The following is a 14,968-nucleotide window of genomic DNA, read 5'->3' as shown; positions in this document are numbered from 1 at the left end:
GATGCGCTCTCTTACCCTCCACCTCAAAGTCCTGATCACCGTTCTGGTGTTGCTGGGCGTATTGGTCACGGCCTACCAGATCTTCTTCCTCGGCATCCCGGTCACCGAAGACGAGACGGACGACCTGTGGAACATCGACGCCAAGGTCGAGTTCGTCGCCAGCGCCAAAGACCCGGTCAAGGTCCAGATGTTCGTGCCACCGCTGAGCAGTGACTACGTCAGCCTCAACGAGAGCTTCATTTCCAACAACTACGGCGTCAGCGTCAACCGCGTCGATGGCAACCGCAAGGTGACCTGGTCGGCACGCCGCGCCAGCGGCAACCAGACCCTCTACTACCGCCTGGTACTGACAAAGCGCTACAGCGCCGAAAAACCCAAGGCCAAAGGTCCCACCTTCCGTGACAGCCTGCCCGTCGAAGGCCCGGAGAAGATCGCCGCCGAAGCGCTGATGGCTCCTATCCGCCAGCATTCGGCAGACGTCGAGACCTTTGTCAGCGAGACCATCAAGCGCGTCAACAACGTCAACGATGACAACGTCAAGCTGCTGCTGGCCGGCGATACCTCAAGCCTGCACAAGGCCAAGATCATCGACCTGCTGCTGTCGATTGCCCACGTACCGATTGAAAAAGTCCATACCATCCGCCTGCTGGCCGACCAACCACAAACCCCTGAACTGTGGCTGCGCAGCTTCAACGGCACCGACTGGCTGTACTTCAACCCGGACACCGGCGAACAGGGCCTGCCGAGCGACCGCCTGCTGTGGTGGACGGGCGATGACAACCTGATCACCGTCGATGGCGGCAAGAAAGCCAACGTCAGCTTCAGCCTGAACAACAGCGAGATGAACGCCATCCGCCTGGCCAAGCTGACCGACGAAAACACCGACGCCGACTTCCTGGAGTACTCACTGTACGGCCTGCCCCTGCAGACCCAACAGACATTCATGATCATGGTCATGATTCCGATTGGCGTACTGGTGATCCTGGTCCTGCGCAACCTGATCGGCCTGCAGACCCTCGGCACGTTCACCCCGGTACTGATCGCCCTGGCCTTCCGCGAAACCCAACTGGGCTTCGGCATCGTCCTGTTTACCATCATTACCGCGCTGGGCCTGTCGCTACGCTCCTACCTTGAGCACCTGAAGCTGCAGATGTTGCCACGCCTGTCGGTGGTGCTGACCTTCGTCGTGGTACTGATTGCCGCCATCAGCCTGTTCAGCCACAAGCTGGGCCTGGAGCGCGGCCTGTCGGTCGCATTGTTCCCGATGGTGATCCTGACCATGACCATCGAACGCCTGTCGATTACCTGGGAAGAGCGTGGTGGTGGCCATGCGATGAAAGTGGCCGTCGGCACCCTGTTCGCAGCCTCGCTAGCGCACTTGCTGATGAGCGTGCCGGAACTGGTGTACTTCGTCTTCACCTTCCCGGCGGTACTGCTGATTCTGGTGGGCTTCATGCTGGCAATGGGCCGTTATCGCGGCTACCGCCTGACAGAGCTGGTCCGTTTCAAAGCCTTTGTGAAGGACGCCTGATGTTCGGTCTCTGGAAAACCTGGAAAGCCCTGGAGGCCCGGGGCATCATGGGTATCAACCGGCGCAATGCGGACTATGTCCTCAAGTACAACAAGCGCCACCTGTACCCGATCGTCGATGACAAGATCATCACCAAGGAGCGCGCGATCAAGGCCGGCATTCATGTGCCGGAAATGTACGGGATCATCTCCACCGAGAAAGAGATCGAAAAGCTCGACGAGATCATCGGCGGGCGCAGTGATTTCGTGATCAAGCCGGCCCAAGGCGCTGGTGGCGACGGCATTCTGGTCATCGCCGACCGTTTCGAGAACCGCTACCGGACCGTCTCGGGCAAGATCATCAGCCACGAGGAAATCGAGCACCAGATCTCCAGCATCCTGACCGGCCTCTACTCCCTGGGCGGGCACCGCGACCGGGCACTGATCGAGTACCGGGTCACCCCCGACCAGATCTTCAAGAGCATCAGCTACGAAGGCGTACCGGACATCCGAATCATCGTGCTGATGGGCTACCCGGTCATGGCCATGCTGCGCTTGCCGACGCGCCAGTCTGGCGGCAAAGCCAACCTGCACCAGGGCGCCATTGGGGTCGGGGTCGACCTCGCCACCGGGCTCACCCTGCGCGGCACCTGGCTGAACAACATCATCAGCAAGCACCCGGACACCACCAACGCGGTAGACGGCGTACAACTGCCAAACTGGGACGGCTTCATGAAGCTGGCCGCCGGTTGTTATGAGCTGTGCGGCCTGGGTTACATCGGTGTCGACATGGTGCTGGACCAGGACAAGGGCCCGCTGATCCTTGAGCTCAACGCTCGCCCCGGCCTGAACATCCAGATCGCCAACGATTGCGGCCTGACGCAGCGCACCCACGCCATCGAGGCCCACCTGGAAGCCCTGGCGAAGAACGGCGTGAAGGAAACCGTGGAGGAGCGGGTTCGCTTCACCCAGGAGCTGTTTGGCCACGTGCCGAACAACTGATGCAACGCCCTGAGGGGATACAAACCTACCCTCAGGGCGACATCGGGTGCCTCAATTGCGCGCGCACCTCTAGGAGCAACGCCTGCGGAGGACTACAATCCGTTCCCCGCCCTGACAGCTCTTGATGCGAATGCCCACCTGCACCGTTCATCCCCTGCCCTACCAGGCCGACCCTGCCGACTACTTTGCCCGTGTCCGCCAGGCACCTGGCGCCATCCTGCTCGACAGCGCCCGCCCGAACGCCAGCCGAGGGCGTTATGACCTGCTGAGCGCCTGGCCAGTAGAGCAGTTGTCACCCCATGATGGCGAAACCGGCATTGACTATCTCCAGCGCCTGCGCGACAGCCTGAAGCGCCTCGGTACTGCAGACCTGCCCGATGAGCTGCAACTGCCCTTCGCAGGGGGCCTTATAGGCTACCTCAGCTATGACTTCGGGCGACGCCTTGAAACACTGCCAGCGCTGGCAGTGGATGACCTGGACCTGCCGGATGCCGGCCTGGGGCTGTATGCCTGGGCACTGATCAGCGACCATCAGCGCAGCACCACCCAGTTGGTGTTTCACCCAAGCCTGGCACCTGACGAAGCACAGCGCCTGCTGCGCTTGTTCCACGCACCAGCTGTCACCGACGACAAGGCCGATTTCACGCTGAAGGCGCCAATGCGCGGCGATCTTTCCCCCGAGCAGTACCGCCAGGCGTTCGAGCGCGTGCAGCACTACATCCATGCGGGCGACTGCTACCAGATCAACCTCACCCAGCGCTTCCGAGCACCGTGCCAGGGCGATCCCTGGCACGCCTATCGCGCCCTGCGCAGCGCCTGCCCTACGCCGTTCTCCGGGTTCCAGGCACTGGCAGACGGCAGCGCCCTGCTGAGCTTCTCGCCCGAGCGGTTCATCCAGGTACACGCCAGCCAGGTAGAAACACGCCCGATCAAGGGCACCCGACCGCGCAGCCAGGACACTGTCGAAGACGCCGAGAATGCCGCCCAATTGCTGGCCAGCAGCAAAGACCGTGCAGAAAACCTGATGATCGTCGACCTGCTGCGCAACGACCTGGGCCGCAGCTGTGAAATCGGTACGGTTAAAGTCCCGGAACTGTTCAGCCTGGAAAGCTATCCCAACGTCCACCACATGGTCAGCGTCGTCACCGGGCAACTCGCAGCCGACAAGGACGCGCTGGACCTGATCGCCGGCAGCTTCCCCGGCGGCTCGATCACCGGCGCGCCGAAAATCCGCGCCATGCAGATCATCGACGAACTGGAACCCAGCCGACGAGCACTGTACTGCGGCTCATTGATTTACATCGACGTGCGCGGCGAAATGGACAGTTCCATTGCGATCCGCAGCCTGCTGATCAAGGACGGCCAGGCCTGCTGCTGGGGCGGCGGCGCAGTGGTCGCCGATTCGGATTGGCAAGCCGAGTACCAAGAGTCGATCACCAAGGTAAAGGTACTGCTCGATACCTTGGGGCAACTCTGAAGCACATCTGCGTTCTTCTGACGACAGCCCGGCCAGTCATTCAATGCAAACCGTCTAGCCAGACATTTTTTGTTAAGATCAGCCTAAACGAGCGCAAAGCGCCATTCACAGACCGGAAGCCGCCTGATGAGCCAACCCTTCGACGTCGCCGCCCTGGCCGCGACCTACGCCAGCAAGTCCCCGCAAGACATCCTCAAACTTGCCTTCGAGCACTTCGGTGACGACCTGTGGATCTCCTTCAGCGGCGCCGAAGACGTGGTGCTGGTGGACATGGCCTGGAAACTGAACAAGCAGGTCAAGGTATTCAGCCTCGACACCGGTCGCCTGCACCCGGAAACCTACCGTTTCATTGATCAGGTCCGCGAGCACTACTCGCTGCCGATCGAAATCCTCTCTCCCGACCACAGCAAGCTCGAGCCCTTCGTCAAGGAAAAGGGCCTGTTCAGCTTCTACAAAGACGGTCACGGCGAATGCTGCGGTATCCGCAAGATCGAACCACTGCGCCGCAAACTGGCCACGGTAAGCGCCTGGGCCACCGGCCAGCGTCGCGATCAAAGCCCGGGCACCCGCAGCCAGGTAGCCGCGCTGGAAATCGACGGTGCCTTCTCCACAGCAGCGCACACGCTGTACAAGTTCAACCCACTGGCGCAGATGACCAGCGAAGAAGTCTGGGGCTATATCCGCATGCTCGAGCTGCCCTACAACAGCCTGCATGAACGCGGTTTTATCAGCATCGGCTGCGAGCCCTGCACCCGCCCGGTGCTGCCGAACCAGCATGAGCGCGAAGGCCGCTGGTGGTGGGAAGAGTCAACCCAGAAAGAATGCGGCCTGCATGCAGGCAACCTGATCAGCAAGGGCTGATCTGAAGGGTACCCCTTGTGGGCTTGCCTGCGATGCAAACGCCATCGCAGGCAAGCCAGCTCCAACAAAGACCGCGCAATCTGTAGGCGCCAGGCTTGCCCGCGATACAAACGCCGCGCACGTACTGACACCTCACCGACGCCATCGCAGGCAAGCCAGCTCCAACAGAGCCCCGCGCCAGCTGTAGGAGCCGGGCTTGCCCGCGATGCAGACGCCGCGAACTCACTGACACCGCGCCGACGCCATCGTAGGCAAGCCAGCTCCAACAGAGCCCGCGCCAGCTGTAGGAGCCGGGCTTGCCCGCGATGCAGACGCCGCGAACTCACGGACACCGCACCGAGGCCATCGCAGGCAAGCCAGCTCCAACAGAGCCCGCGCCAGCTGTAGGAGCCGGGCTTGCCCGCGATGCAGGCACCGCGAACTCACGGGCACCACGCCGACGCCATCGCAGGCAAGCCAGCTCCAACAGAGCCTGCGCCAGCCTGTAGGAGCCGGGCTTGCCCGCGATGCAGACGCCGCGAACTCGCGGATACCCCACCGACGCCATCGCAGGCAAGCCAGCTCCAACAGAGCCCCGCGCCAGCTGTAGGAGCCGGGCTTGCCCGCGATGCAGACGCCGCGAATTCGCGGATACGCCACCGACGCCATCGCAGGCAAGCCAGCTCCAACAGAGCCCCGCGCCAACTGTAGGAGCCGGGCTTGCCCGCGATGCAGGCACCGCGAACTCACGGACACCGCACCGACGCCATCGCAGGCAAGCCAGCTCCAACAGAGCCCGCGTAACCTGTAGGAGCCGGGCTTGCCCGCGATGCAGACGCCGCGAACTCACGGACACCCCGCCGACGCCATCGTAGGCAAGCCAGCTCCAACAGAGCCCCGCGCCAACTGTAGGAGCCGGGCTTGCCCGCGATGCAGACGCCGCGAACTCACGGACACCCCGCCGACGCCATCGCAGGCAAGCCAGTTCCAACAGAGCCCGCGCCCGCTGTAGGAGCCGGGCTTGCCCGCGATGCAGGCACCGCGCGCTTACTGACACCCCGCCGATACCACCGCAGGCGAGCCTGACACAAAAATCACATGCTCTGCGCGGCTGGCTTTCTCAGCACTGAAACCGGCACCCATGGCCGGTTTTTTTGTGGCACCACGTTGTGGTCAGTGGACCGGCAGCTCAACACCTTCAAAGAGCTCTTCCAGTTCCTGCTTGTTGTGGCACTGAATGGCCTTGGCCATTACTTCACGCGTCAGGTGCGGGGCGAACTTCTCGATGAAGTCGCACATGAACCCACGCAGGAACGTGCCGCGGCGGAAACCGATCTTGGTCACACTGGACTCGAACAACTCGCTGGCATCGAGCACCACCAAATCGCTGTCGAGCTTGGGATCAACAGCCATCTTGGCGACAATACCAACACCCAGGCCAAGGCGAACATAGGTCTTGATCACGTCAGCATCGGCAGCGGTAAAGACCACTTTCGGGGTCAGGCCACGGTGACTGAACGCTTCGTCGAGCTTTGAGCGGCCGGTAAAGCCAAAGACGTAGGTCACGATCGGATATTCCGCCAGCACTTCCAGCGTCAGTTTGGGCAGCTTGGTCAACGGATGCCCCTGCGGCACGACCACACAACGGTTCCAGCGATAGCACGGCATCATCACCAGGTCGCCGAACAGCTCCAGGGCCTCGGTGGCAATGGCGAAATCGACGGTACCATCAGCCGCCATCTCGGCAATCTGCATCGGCGAACCCTGGTGCATGTGCAGCGCTACTTCCGGGTATTGCTTGATGAAGTTACTGATCACCGGCGGCAACGCGTAACGCGCCTGGGTGTGCGTCGTTGCGATCGAAAGGGTGCCCTTTTTCTCATTGGAGAATTCCTGGGCGATTTGCTTGATGCTCTCGACCTTGCGCAGAATTTCCCCAGCCGTGGTAATAATCCGCTCACCCGCCGGCGTGACGCGCGTCAAGTGCTTGCCGCTACGAGCGAAAACCTCAACACCCAGCTCATCTTCCAACAGACGGATCTGCTTGCTGATACCAGGTTGGGAGGTATACAGGCTCTGTGCTGTCGCGGAGACGTTGAGGTCGTGGTGCGCCACTTCCCAGATGTAGCGCAATTGTTGAAGCTTCATAGGTATCCCTCAAATCAGCTGGGCGTCACCGGCAGCAGCGACGGGTTATAACTATATTAGTGGTTTGAAGAATAAATCTAGAACTATTTCACCGGTTTTCCTACAGCCTCGCTCACTTACCGCTCACCCCTTGCGCCGGCCCAGATGCTGGGCCAAGGGGACCATGTACACCGGCACTGGCGAAAGCTGCAACACACGCGCCGCGGTCCGACCCAGCGGAATCGACACCCCTGCGCCACGGGAATGGCTGCCAACAATCAGCAAATCGACACTCAGCCGCTGAGCCTGCTCCAGAATGACCTGAGCAGGATCCCCCTGACGCACCCGCACGGCACGGATCAGGGCCAGGTCCTCATGCCCACCCAATTCATCACGAAACGTATCCAGCACCCGCTGTTCGATATTGGCCATCACCGTGTTCACACCCTGGCTATGCAGTTCATCCAGGGTCTGTTCGTCCAGGTAGCTCTGCAGCAGTGATTCAGCGAACTGCCCCATCGGCTCAACCGCATGAATCACATACAATTCCGCGTTGAAGGTTCGCGCCAACGCCAGCGCATGCTGCAAGACATAAGGCGCGTACACACCGAGGTCTGTGGCATACAGCATCGAATGGATCATTTGCCCTCCTCGACTGCCGAATCGGCAGCGCACGCTTCAGCTTAGCAGCGTCAAGGTGATGCGCAGCCCCCGTCCGGCGAGCGCCGCCGGGCTCAACCGGGCGCGTGCTCGTTGCTGACACCATGAGGCACATGCCCCGTCGCGACCACACCTCGGGCGCGCTCGCAATGCCCAGCCTGATCATCGAAGAACACGTCGGCGGCGAACGCTTCAAGAAAAGCCGACTTGTCCAGGCCGCCGAGAAACAGCGACTCGTCCAGACGGATGTCCCAATCGCGCAAGGTACGGATCACCCGCTCATGGGCGGGTGCAGAACGCGCGGTAACCAGTGCCGTACGAATCGGGCAGGCGCCTTGCGGAAACTCTTTCTGCAGCACATGCAACGCGGCCAGGAACGGCTTGAACGGGCCGCCACCCAACGGCTGGCGAGCCGCCTGGCGTTCGTTGGCCTGGAAGGCTTCTAGCCCTCCTTGCTGGTAGACGCGCTCCGATTCATCGGAAAACAACACCGCGTCGCCATCAAACGCGATACGCAGTTCATCGCTGGCCGCTCGCCGGGCACCGCCAGACAGAATGGTCGCGGCGGCAAAACCGGCCTCCAGCGCACGGCGCACGTCCTCGGCATCAGTCGACAGGAACAGGTGGCAACCAAATGCCGCCAGATACGGATAAGGGCTGCGGCCGCCGACAAAGGCGGCGCGTGAAATGCCCAGGCCGTGATGTTCGATGGCACTGAACACACGCAAGCCGGTGTCGGCACTGTTACGCGACACCAGCACCACCTCCACCCGCTGCTGACCGAGACTGTCATTCAAACCCAGCAGTTTCTGCACCAGCGGGAACGCATCGCCCGGCTCCAGCAGCTCATCCTCATGGTCGATCTGGTACTGCCGGTAGGCTTCCACACCCTGCGCCAGAAACACCTGATGGCTTTCACTCAGGTCGAACAACGCCCGCGAGGAAATGGCCACCACCAGCTTGTCGACCAGACCTTTACTCATGCTGCACTCCTGGGGGTATCAATGGTTATGCCGATCGATGAAGGCCAGCGCCTGATACAGCGCTTCGATTCGCGGCAGCTGGCAACCGGCCTGACGCGCCTGCGCCAGCGGTTCAGCATAGATGGCATCCAACTCCAGCGGCCGCCCCTGAGCGTAGTCGTGGTACATGCTCGGCCAGTAATCCGGCATGTTCTCAGTGATGGCAAACAGATCCTCAGCGTACCCCTCTGGCAGGACATGGCCACAGGCACGCGCCCCGTCCACCACCTCGCACATCAACGCCTGAATCAGTGCTCGGCTGGACGCATCCGCCATCAGCGCGCTGGTGCTGGCCTTGAGCAACACCGAAAGGCCGTTGTACGGCACGTTCCACACCAACTTCTGCCAACGCGCCTGAGCCAGGTTGAGCATGCCCCGGGACTCGATACCCGCCGCATGAAACAGCGCCACAGCTGATTCCACTCGTGCCTGACGTGCCAATACATCCTGCGCCGGGCCACTGTGATAGCCAAGGTTCACTGCACCCAACGCCTGATGCCGAACCATCCCCGGCGCCGTGCGATTGAGGCAGACAAAACACAAGCCTCCGAGCAGGTGCAGGTTGCTGGGCAACAGAGGCCGCAACGCCTCTTCGACACCCAACCCGTTCTGCAACAGCACGACGCTGCCACCCGCTTTGCACGCCCGAGTGATCAAGGGTGCCAGGGCCGGGTTGCTGGTGGTCTTGGCACCGACCAGCAGCCAGTCGCAGGGTGGCATTTCAGCAGCATCGCTATAGGCCTGCACCGACGGCAGGCGTAACACCCCGTGAACATCACTGTCGATTTGCAGCCCCTGTTCACTGACCGCCGCAAACTCACTGCGCAACAGAAAATGCACGTCGAACCCGGCACGAGCCAGCATCACACCATAAAAACCACCGATGGCGCCGGTACCAATAATACCGATGCGTTGTTGCGCCCTTTCCATCACCACCCCTGGACTGATTGTTTTTTGATCAGCTTTCATACGTAAATCAACCGCTTCACTTTCCTTCACTATACTCAGCCAAACAAGGTCAAATAATCGACACGGAGTCGATATGCGTGGATTCCTGCCTCACCCCGATGACGTTCCGGTCGAATTGACCCTGCGCTCGTCACCCAGCCTGTTCCGCCAGCGACTCCACACTATCAGCCTGGGCGGCGTAGCCTGCAACCATCCACGGGCCTACCGCCGCGGCATGGCCGTTGAAATGATCATCCCTTCCCTCGGCGAAGATGCCCGCTACCCGGGTTACGTCGCCTGGTGCCAGAAGCAGGCACAAGGCTACCGGGTCGGCATCGCCTTTGTTGATGAGCAAGCGCTGTTCGGTGCACGGATGAGCGAACAGGTCTGCCAGATACAGCACTACTGCCAGCAGCATGCCGGCGATGAAGCTCAAGACATCGACCTGCAACTCCTGGCTCAGGAGTGGATCGCCCGGCACGCCACTGAGTTCTCGGAAGCCAGCCTGGAGGCGAACCGGGTGCTGCAACCACGCCCGCTGCCACTTTAGTCGCACTCGACCGGCCTTTATCCGCGTTCCCACACAGGAAAGCGGGCCTTGCCCATTGTCGAGCCACGGTGTAACGCGCTAAGGTTCGGCTCCCCCGCTGCGTTAAATCATGCTGCTCCGCCGCACGGGGATCGCTGGCGGCCGGCATCCGTGACCTGACGAGTAACACGATGGCTGATTTACCGATCGATGACCTTAACGTTGCCTCCAACGAGACCTTGATCACCCCCGATCAGCTCAAGAAGGAAATACCTCTCAGTGCCACCGCGCTGAAAACCGTGACTGCGGGCCGCGAAGTGGTGCGCAATATCCTCGACGGCAAGGACCACCGCCTGTTCGTGGTCGTCGGCCCTTGCTCGATTCACGACATCAAGGCCGCCCACGAGTACGCCGAACGCTTGAAAGTACTGGCCGCAGAGGTGTCCGACACCCTGTACCTGGTCATGCGCGTGTATTTTGAAAAGCCGCGTACCACCGTGGGCTGGAAAGGTCTGATCAACGACCCGTACCTGGATGACTCGTTCAAAATCCAGGACGGCCTGCACATCGGCCGCCAACTGCTGCTGGACCTGGCGGAAATGGGCCTGCCAACCGCAACTGAAGCACTCGACCCGATTTCGCCACAATACCTGCAGGACCTGATCAGCTGGTCGGCCATTGGTGCGCGCACCACTGAATCGCAAACCCACCGTGAAATGGCTTCGGGCCTGTCCTCGGCCGTCGGCTTCAAGAACGGTACCGACGGTGGCCTGACCGTAGCGATCAACGCCCTGCAATCGGTCTCCAGCCCTCACCGCTTCCTGGGTATCAACCAGGAAGGTGGCGTCTCCATCGTCACCACCAAAGGCAACGCCTACGGCCACGTGGTACTGCGCGGCGGTAACGGCAAGCCAAACTACGATTCAGTCAGCGTGGCACTCTGCGAACAGGCACTGACCAAGGCCAAGATCAAGCCGAACATCATGGTCGACTGCAGCCATGCCAACTCCAACAAGGACCCGGCACTGCAGCCACTGGTCATGGAGAACGTGGCCAACCAGATCCTCGAAGGCAATCAGTCGATCATTGGCTTGATGGTCGAGAGCCACCTGAACTGGGGTTGCCAGGCGATTCCGAAAAACCTTTCCGAACTGCAGTACGGCGTCTCGATCACCGATGCCTGCATCGACTGGGACACCACGGCGAACACGCTGCGCAGCATGCACGCCAAGCTCAAGGATGTACTGCCAAAGCGTCAACGGGGCTAGTAGCACGCACACAAAAACGCCGGGCAAATGCCCGGCGTTTTTGTGTTTGCCGCGGTTGCTGGCAGGTATTCAGGCTTTCGACGACTGCCGTTGATGCCGTTCCATATAGCGTTCGACATAGGAACAGGATGGAATGACCGTGTAGCCCATGGTATCGGCGTACTCAAGCGCCTTCTCGGTAAGTGCAGCCGCAATGCCGCGACCGCGCAACGCATTGGGCACGAATGTACGGTAGATATCCAGGGTCTGCTTCCCCAGATCCATGTAGGTCAGGTACGCACGATGACCGTCCACATTGGTCTCGAACTGATGACCAGCCTGGTCATGGTGGATGGACAACGCCTCGCTCATCACTACTCCTCGCGGGTCTTGTATTTGACCCCTACCTTACCGATGTTTGTCCGGCGAAGGAACCTCTACGCCACCCCGTGCCCCAGTTGGACAAGGAGAAGAGCCTGGTCGTTCTCTGGCAGCTGAGCACGTCACAAATAGTAGGCGCCCTGGGTACAGATGCTCAAGGCGCTTGATCGTAAAAATCGCGCACTAGCAGCACGCCAACGTCGTACCCTTCAATGGCACTGACAGTTACCGGATGTTCTAGTCCTGTGACGAAGGATGACCGTTAAAGTCACCTTTAGTTCAACAAAAAACAACGCCTTACACTAGATACTGCAACCTGGACCGTCTAAAGCTGAATGCTTTTCATACAGCGACTGTGTCGGTTTCGACAGAAGCGTAATTTTTTTCCAGTTCTTGCGCTGTGTCAGTTTACTTACTACAAGTAATGGGTAGTATGTACGCCGGCCAGTTTCTCTTTGTTGAGAGATGGCTCTTTAATAGAAAGTCCTTGAAGGGGAACACGATGAACAACGTTCTGAAATTCTCTGCTCTGGCTCTGGCCGCAGTTCTGGCTACCGGTTGCAGCAGCGTATCCAAAGAAACCGAAGCTCGTCTGACTGCTACCGAAGACGCAGCAGCTCGTGCACAAGCTCGTGCTGATGAAGCCTATCGTAAAGCTGACGACGCTCTGGCTGCAGCTCAAAAAGCTCAACAGACTGCTGATGAAGCTAACGAGCGCGCTCTGCGCATGCTGGAAAAAGCCAGCCGCAAATAATAATCTTTCGGGATTGTTATGAAGCCGGCCCACTTGTGGGCCGGCTTTTTTTTGGTTCATCACGGACTACCGGAAAAGGCGCTCGCAAGCTTGAATGACCGCCTCTGCCAGATGCCGCGTCATGCGAACGACGTTGACAGCTCTCAATCCCGGTTTCTCGCATCAGACTTCGAGTCATCTTTCAGGACTTGGGCGGCAACATGTGATTGAGCTTTACCCACTGCTCGGGTGGCGGCCTCCATCAGCTGCTTTTCTATTTCGCTGGCTCTGCGTCGTGCGAACATCTCCAGGCCGAAGCCGTTGGGGATAAATCGGCCTGATTGGTCGTAGGCGCCCAAAATCATGTCACCGGCAATGTTGTCTCCGAAGTTGATTTCCGTTGGGCTCAAGTTGATCTGCCGTGAGTTGGGGTATTTGGCCATGTGGTGATTGGCGTAGAGGTGGTAGCCATCCATGTCGATGGTGTCGACGACGTACGTATAGCCCCCGCGTTTCCCGCCGTAGACAAAAGCCCCCGTGTGTTCCTTGTAATAGAACACCGAAGTAGAGATGCCTTTCCCGTCAGGATCCAGTGCATTGCGGCCTCCGCCGAAGCCTCCCCGAACGCCCGTGATTTGATGAATGTCTTTCTTGATCTCCGAGATTGGCGTACGAAGCTGGAAGCCGTCTCTGAAAATGACCTCGGGGGTGCGCATATCGCCACGAAATACCTGGCCCCGGTAAATGATGAGTTTGTGATTCTCCACTGTCTTTTTCATGCACCGTGCGTATTCATAAATCATGTCCTGGGCCGCAGCTGGGCCTTGACTCAGACGTTCGAGCAGACGTCGCTTCAGGTGCATGGCGCCTAACTCCGAGGGAATTACGTTCCGGTTGATGAGCCGGATGTCGTGATAAAGAGGTGGTGTCACGCCGTCGAACCTCATGCGCTTGAGGACGTTCCCGGATATCGCGTTCTTGCTGGTGTTGGTAAGCCCTATCGAGGCTGTCTTGGGGATCATGACGGTCACGATTTCCAAGATCGCCGCGATCATCGCCGCTTTGTAGTGCTTGTCAGCGTCCTCCGGACGATCTGCCAACATACCTCTGGTCGCCTCGATACCCGCTGAACACAATCCTAGCAAGGAAGCCAACAGCATTCGGCCAGCCAGCCCTGCGCCAATTGTCGGCGCGGCCACGCCCCCGGATACGATGTTCAATACTGCGCCGAAGAGTTCAAGCCCTTGATCGACCAGACGCTCGGTGTATGTGAAGACCAGCGTATCGATGTCAGAGACCAGTCTCTCCAGATTGGTGACGTACAGATGCGAAATAATGTCGTCGCTGTCATGAAACGTCAGGGATGCGTCCCGCAGGTAATCATTGCTGCGCTTCTCGATGCCCTGATACTTCAAGTCAAACTTCTTGAACCTGAGACCGTCGTAGATCGAAAGGCGTTTGAGCACGTATTTTTCCATTAGCTCTGATGCTTCAATGACTTCCCTTCTCTTCAGCCCATCGCCGGGAAGCTCGAAGACCGCCTGATCGTCCGGCTCGCCGCAAAAAACCAGAAGGGCCGCATGAGGCTCAACGCCGGCCATGGATCCGCGAGCTTCTAGGCAGACGGCTTGGGTGACGACGTACTTGTCCCGAAAGTAAACACGTTTTGGCTGGATCTGACTGTTTTGATACGCCTTGATCAGGTTTTGGCTGCTGACTGACGTCGTGGGGAGGCCCGCATGATGCTGAAGGTGACGTTTCAGCACCTGCTCACTGAGCATCTTGTACATGTACTCCATGTCCGGGTGAGTGTAATGCTCGATCACCCGGTTCTTGTAATCGGACTGCAGGTCTACAGACTCCAGAGCGGAGATCAGATCCGATGGAAAGTCTTTCGGCCAGATGACTTTGATCATCACCTTGTCTTTAAGCGTGACGTAATGCTGGCCCGTGACGATCTGTTTCAACTCGAAGGCCTGGGTGTGTAAGGGAGAGGGGGCGATGGTGCCGACCAACCCGCCTCCTGAAGGCGCTCGCTCACGGAAAGTCACCTTGATGGGGCTGAGAATGTTCAGCCTTTCTTTGGTCGCCTGCGATGCGCTCGAGGCCTCGATCATTCGTTCTATTTCAGTATTGATGTACCTGGCAGGATCCAGCAGTTCCGGCTTCATGCAAAACCCGAGCAACTCAGCCAGTTCGCGGGCCGCCAGATCTTCGCTGCTCACAGAAGGATCAAGCCAACGCGGTATCGGCAGGCCATTTTCCGGGTCGTAGCTGATCAGGTTTTGTTCGTACAGCGGCAAATCATCCATAGGTCATTCCTTGACGGTTAGCAGCACCAGGTGCTGTCGCTTCATCCTTTGAAGCGCAAGGAATGGTGGTGTGGAATGCAGGAGCTGTCTGTAAGAGGTTGGCTGATTACAGGGTTACTTTTCGATCTGGTTTTTGGAGGGTTCAGGCTCGCTGCATCTAAGACGATTCGCAAGAGCAGCG

The 14,968-nt window shown here is 59.5% G+C and carries 13 protein-coding genes; 7 read left to right on the top strand and 6 right to left on the bottom strand.

What is annotated here, in order from left to right; translation table 11 throughout:
• Nucleotide 1 precedes the first annotated feature (1 nt).
• From rloB to ACZ9H3_RS00770, 4 genes are all read left to right on the top strand, one after another.
• Nucleotides 2-1,531 carry an osmotic stress tolerance membrane protein RloB gene (rloB, locus tag ACZ9H3_RS00785; protein WP_099774047.1) on the top strand — a complete coding sequence of 510 codons (1,530 nt, stop codon included), beginning with the start codon at nucleotides 2-4 and terminating at the stop codon, nucleotides 1,529-1,531.
• Nucleotides 1,531-2,511, top strand: a complete 981-nt coding sequence (locus ACZ9H3_RS00780) for an alpha-L-glutamate ligase-like protein (RefSeq protein WP_065759493.1) — start codon at nucleotides 1,531-1,533, stop codon at nucleotides 2,509-2,511. Before rloB ends, ACZ9H3_RS00780 begins: the two co-directional genes overlap by 1 nt.
• Before the next feature lie 130 nt (nucleotides 2,512-2,641).
• Nucleotides 2,642-3,988, top strand: a complete 1,347-nt coding sequence (gene pabB / locus ACZ9H3_RS00775; protein WP_476219013.1) for an aminodeoxychorismate synthase component I — start codon at nucleotides 2,642-2,644, stop codon at nucleotides 3,986-3,988.
• 126 nt (nucleotides 3,989-4,114) lie between these two features.
• Nucleotides 4,115-4,849 (top strand): phosphoadenylyl-sulfate reductase, encoded by a 735-nt coding sequence (locus ACZ9H3_RS00770; RefSeq protein WP_065759495.1) that lies wholly within the window; start codon nucleotides 4,115-4,117, stop codon nucleotides 4,847-4,849.
• A 1,152-nt stretch (nucleotides 4,850-6,001) separates the two neighbouring features.
• Here ACZ9H3_RS00770 and cysB read toward each other — a convergent pair.
• The 4 genes from cysB to ACZ9H3_RS00750 form a co-directional block, all read right to left on the bottom strand.
• On the bottom strand, nucleotides 6,002-6,976 hold the full coding sequence (gene cysB, locus ACZ9H3_RS00765; protein ID WP_065759496.1) for an HTH-type transcriptional regulator CysB: 975 nt from the start codon (nucleotides 6,974-6,976) through the stop codon (nucleotides 6,002-6,004).
• A 123-nt stretch (nucleotides 6,977-7,099) separates the two neighbouring features.
• Nucleotides 7,100-7,597, bottom strand: a complete 498-nt coding sequence (locus ACZ9H3_RS00760; protein WP_065759497.1) for a universal stress protein — start codon at nucleotides 7,595-7,597, stop codon at nucleotides 7,100-7,102.
• Between the two features lie 92 nt (nucleotides 7,598-7,689).
• Nucleotides 7,690-8,598: a 5'-nucleotidase gene (locus ACZ9H3_RS00755; RefSeq protein WP_065759498.1), complete on the bottom strand. Its 909-nt coding sequence runs from the start codon at nucleotides 8,596-8,598 to the stop codon at nucleotides 7,690-7,692.
• A gap of 18 nt (nucleotides 8,599-8,616) precedes the next feature.
• Entirely contained in the window at nucleotides 8,617-9,567 is a 951-nt protein-coding gene (locus ACZ9H3_RS00750; protein ID WP_476219010.1) for a putative 2-dehydropantoate 2-reductase, read from the bottom strand.
• 112 nt (nucleotides 9,568-9,679) lie between these two features.
• Here ACZ9H3_RS00750 and ACZ9H3_RS00745 point away from each other — a divergent pair, with 112 nt between their 5' ends.
• Both ACZ9H3_RS00745 and ACZ9H3_RS00740 read left to right on the top strand, forming a co-directional pair.
• Nucleotides 9,680-10,135 carry a PilZ domain-containing protein gene (locus ACZ9H3_RS00745; protein WP_476219008.1) on the top strand — a complete coding sequence of 152 codons (456 nt, stop codon included), beginning with the start codon at nucleotides 9,680-9,682 and terminating at the stop codon, nucleotides 10,133-10,135.
• A 170-nt stretch (nucleotides 10,136-10,305) separates the two neighbouring features.
• Entirely contained in the window at nucleotides 10,306-11,382 is a 1,077-nt protein-coding gene (locus tag ACZ9H3_RS00740) for a 3-deoxy-7-phosphoheptulonate synthase (RefSeq protein WP_099774042.1), read from the top strand.
• 69 nt (nucleotides 11,383-11,451) lie between these two features.
• Here ACZ9H3_RS00740 and ACZ9H3_RS00735 read toward each other — a convergent pair whose 3' ends face one another.
• Nucleotides 11,452-11,733 carry a GNAT family N-acetyltransferase gene (locus ACZ9H3_RS00735; RefSeq protein WP_065762041.1) on the bottom strand — a complete coding sequence of 94 codons (282 nt, stop codon included), beginning with the start codon at nucleotides 11,731-11,733 and terminating at the stop codon, nucleotides 11,452-11,454.
• Between the two features lie 511 nt (nucleotides 11,734-12,244).
• Between ACZ9H3_RS00735 and oprI the strand changes: the two genes are divergently transcribed.
• A complete protein-coding gene (gene oprI / locus ACZ9H3_RS00730; protein ID WP_037058464.1) occupies nucleotides 12,245-12,496 on the top strand; it encodes an outer membrane lipoprotei OprI in 252 nt (83 codons plus the stop codon).
• Between the two features lie 143 nt (nucleotides 12,497-12,639).
• Here oprI and ACZ9H3_RS00725 read toward each other — a convergent pair whose 3' ends face one another.
• On the bottom strand, nucleotides 12,640-14,787 hold the full coding sequence (locus tag ACZ9H3_RS00725; protein WP_102052583.1) for a hypothetical protein: 2,148 nt from the start codon (nucleotides 14,785-14,787) through the stop codon (nucleotides 12,640-12,642).
• Nucleotides 14,788-14,968 lie beyond the last annotated feature (181 nt).

This window comes from Pseudomonas sp. TE3910, from assembly GCF_056279025.1.
The sequence above is the reverse complement of the archived record's forward strand: the minus strand, read 5'-3'. Positions and strand labels throughout refer to the sequence as shown.

Excerpts from the sequence above, each read along its gene's own strand:
- rloB (WP_099774047.1), top strand. The coding sequence starts at position 2 with ATGCGCTCTCTTACCCTCCACCTCAAAGTCCTGATCACCGTTCTGGTG.
- oprI (WP_037058464.1), top strand. The coding sequence starts at position 12,245 with ATGAACAACGTTCTGAAATTCTCTGCTCTGGCTCTGGCCGCAGTTCTG.
- ACZ9H3_RS00780 (WP_065759493.1), top strand. The coding sequence starts at position 1,531 with ATGTTCGGTCTCTGGAAAACCTGGAAAGCCCTGGAGGCCCGGGGCATC.
- ACZ9H3_RS00750 (WP_476219010.1), bottom strand. The coding sequence starts at position 9,567 with ATGGAAAGGGCGCAACAACGCATCGGTATTATTGGTACCGGCGCCATC.
- ACZ9H3_RS00770 (WP_065759495.1), top strand. The coding sequence starts at position 4,115 with ATGAGCCAACCCTTCGACGTCGCCGCCCTGGCCGCGACCTACGCCAGC.
- pabB (WP_476219013.1), top strand. The coding sequence starts at position 2,642 with ATGCCCACCTGCACCGTTCATCCCCTGCCCTACCAGGCCGACCCTGCC.
- cysB (WP_065759496.1), bottom strand. The coding sequence starts at position 6,976 with ATGAAGCTTCAACAATTGCGCTACATCTGGGAAGTGGCGCACCACGAC.
- ACZ9H3_RS00745 (WP_476219008.1), top strand. The coding sequence starts at position 9,680 with ATGCGTGGATTCCTGCCTCACCCCGATGACGTTCCGGTCGAATTGACC.
- ACZ9H3_RS00755 (WP_065759498.1), bottom strand. The coding sequence starts at position 8,598 with ATGAGTAAAGGTCTGGTCGACAAGCTGGTGGTGGCCATTTCCTCGCGG.
- ACZ9H3_RS00760 (WP_065759497.1), bottom strand. The coding sequence starts at position 7,597 with ATGATCCATTCGATGCTGTATGCCACAGACCTCGGTGTGTACGCGCCT.
- ACZ9H3_RS00725 (WP_102052583.1), bottom strand. The coding sequence starts at position 14,787 with ATGGATGATTTGCCGCTGTACGAACAAAACCTGATCAGCTACGACCCG.
- ACZ9H3_RS00740 (WP_099774042.1), top strand. The coding sequence starts at position 10,306 with ATGGCTGATTTACCGATCGATGACCTTAACGTTGCCTCCAACGAGACC.
- ACZ9H3_RS00735 (WP_065762041.1), bottom strand. The coding sequence starts at position 11,733 with ATGAGCGAGGCGTTGTCCATCCACCATGACCAGGCTGGTCATCAGTTC.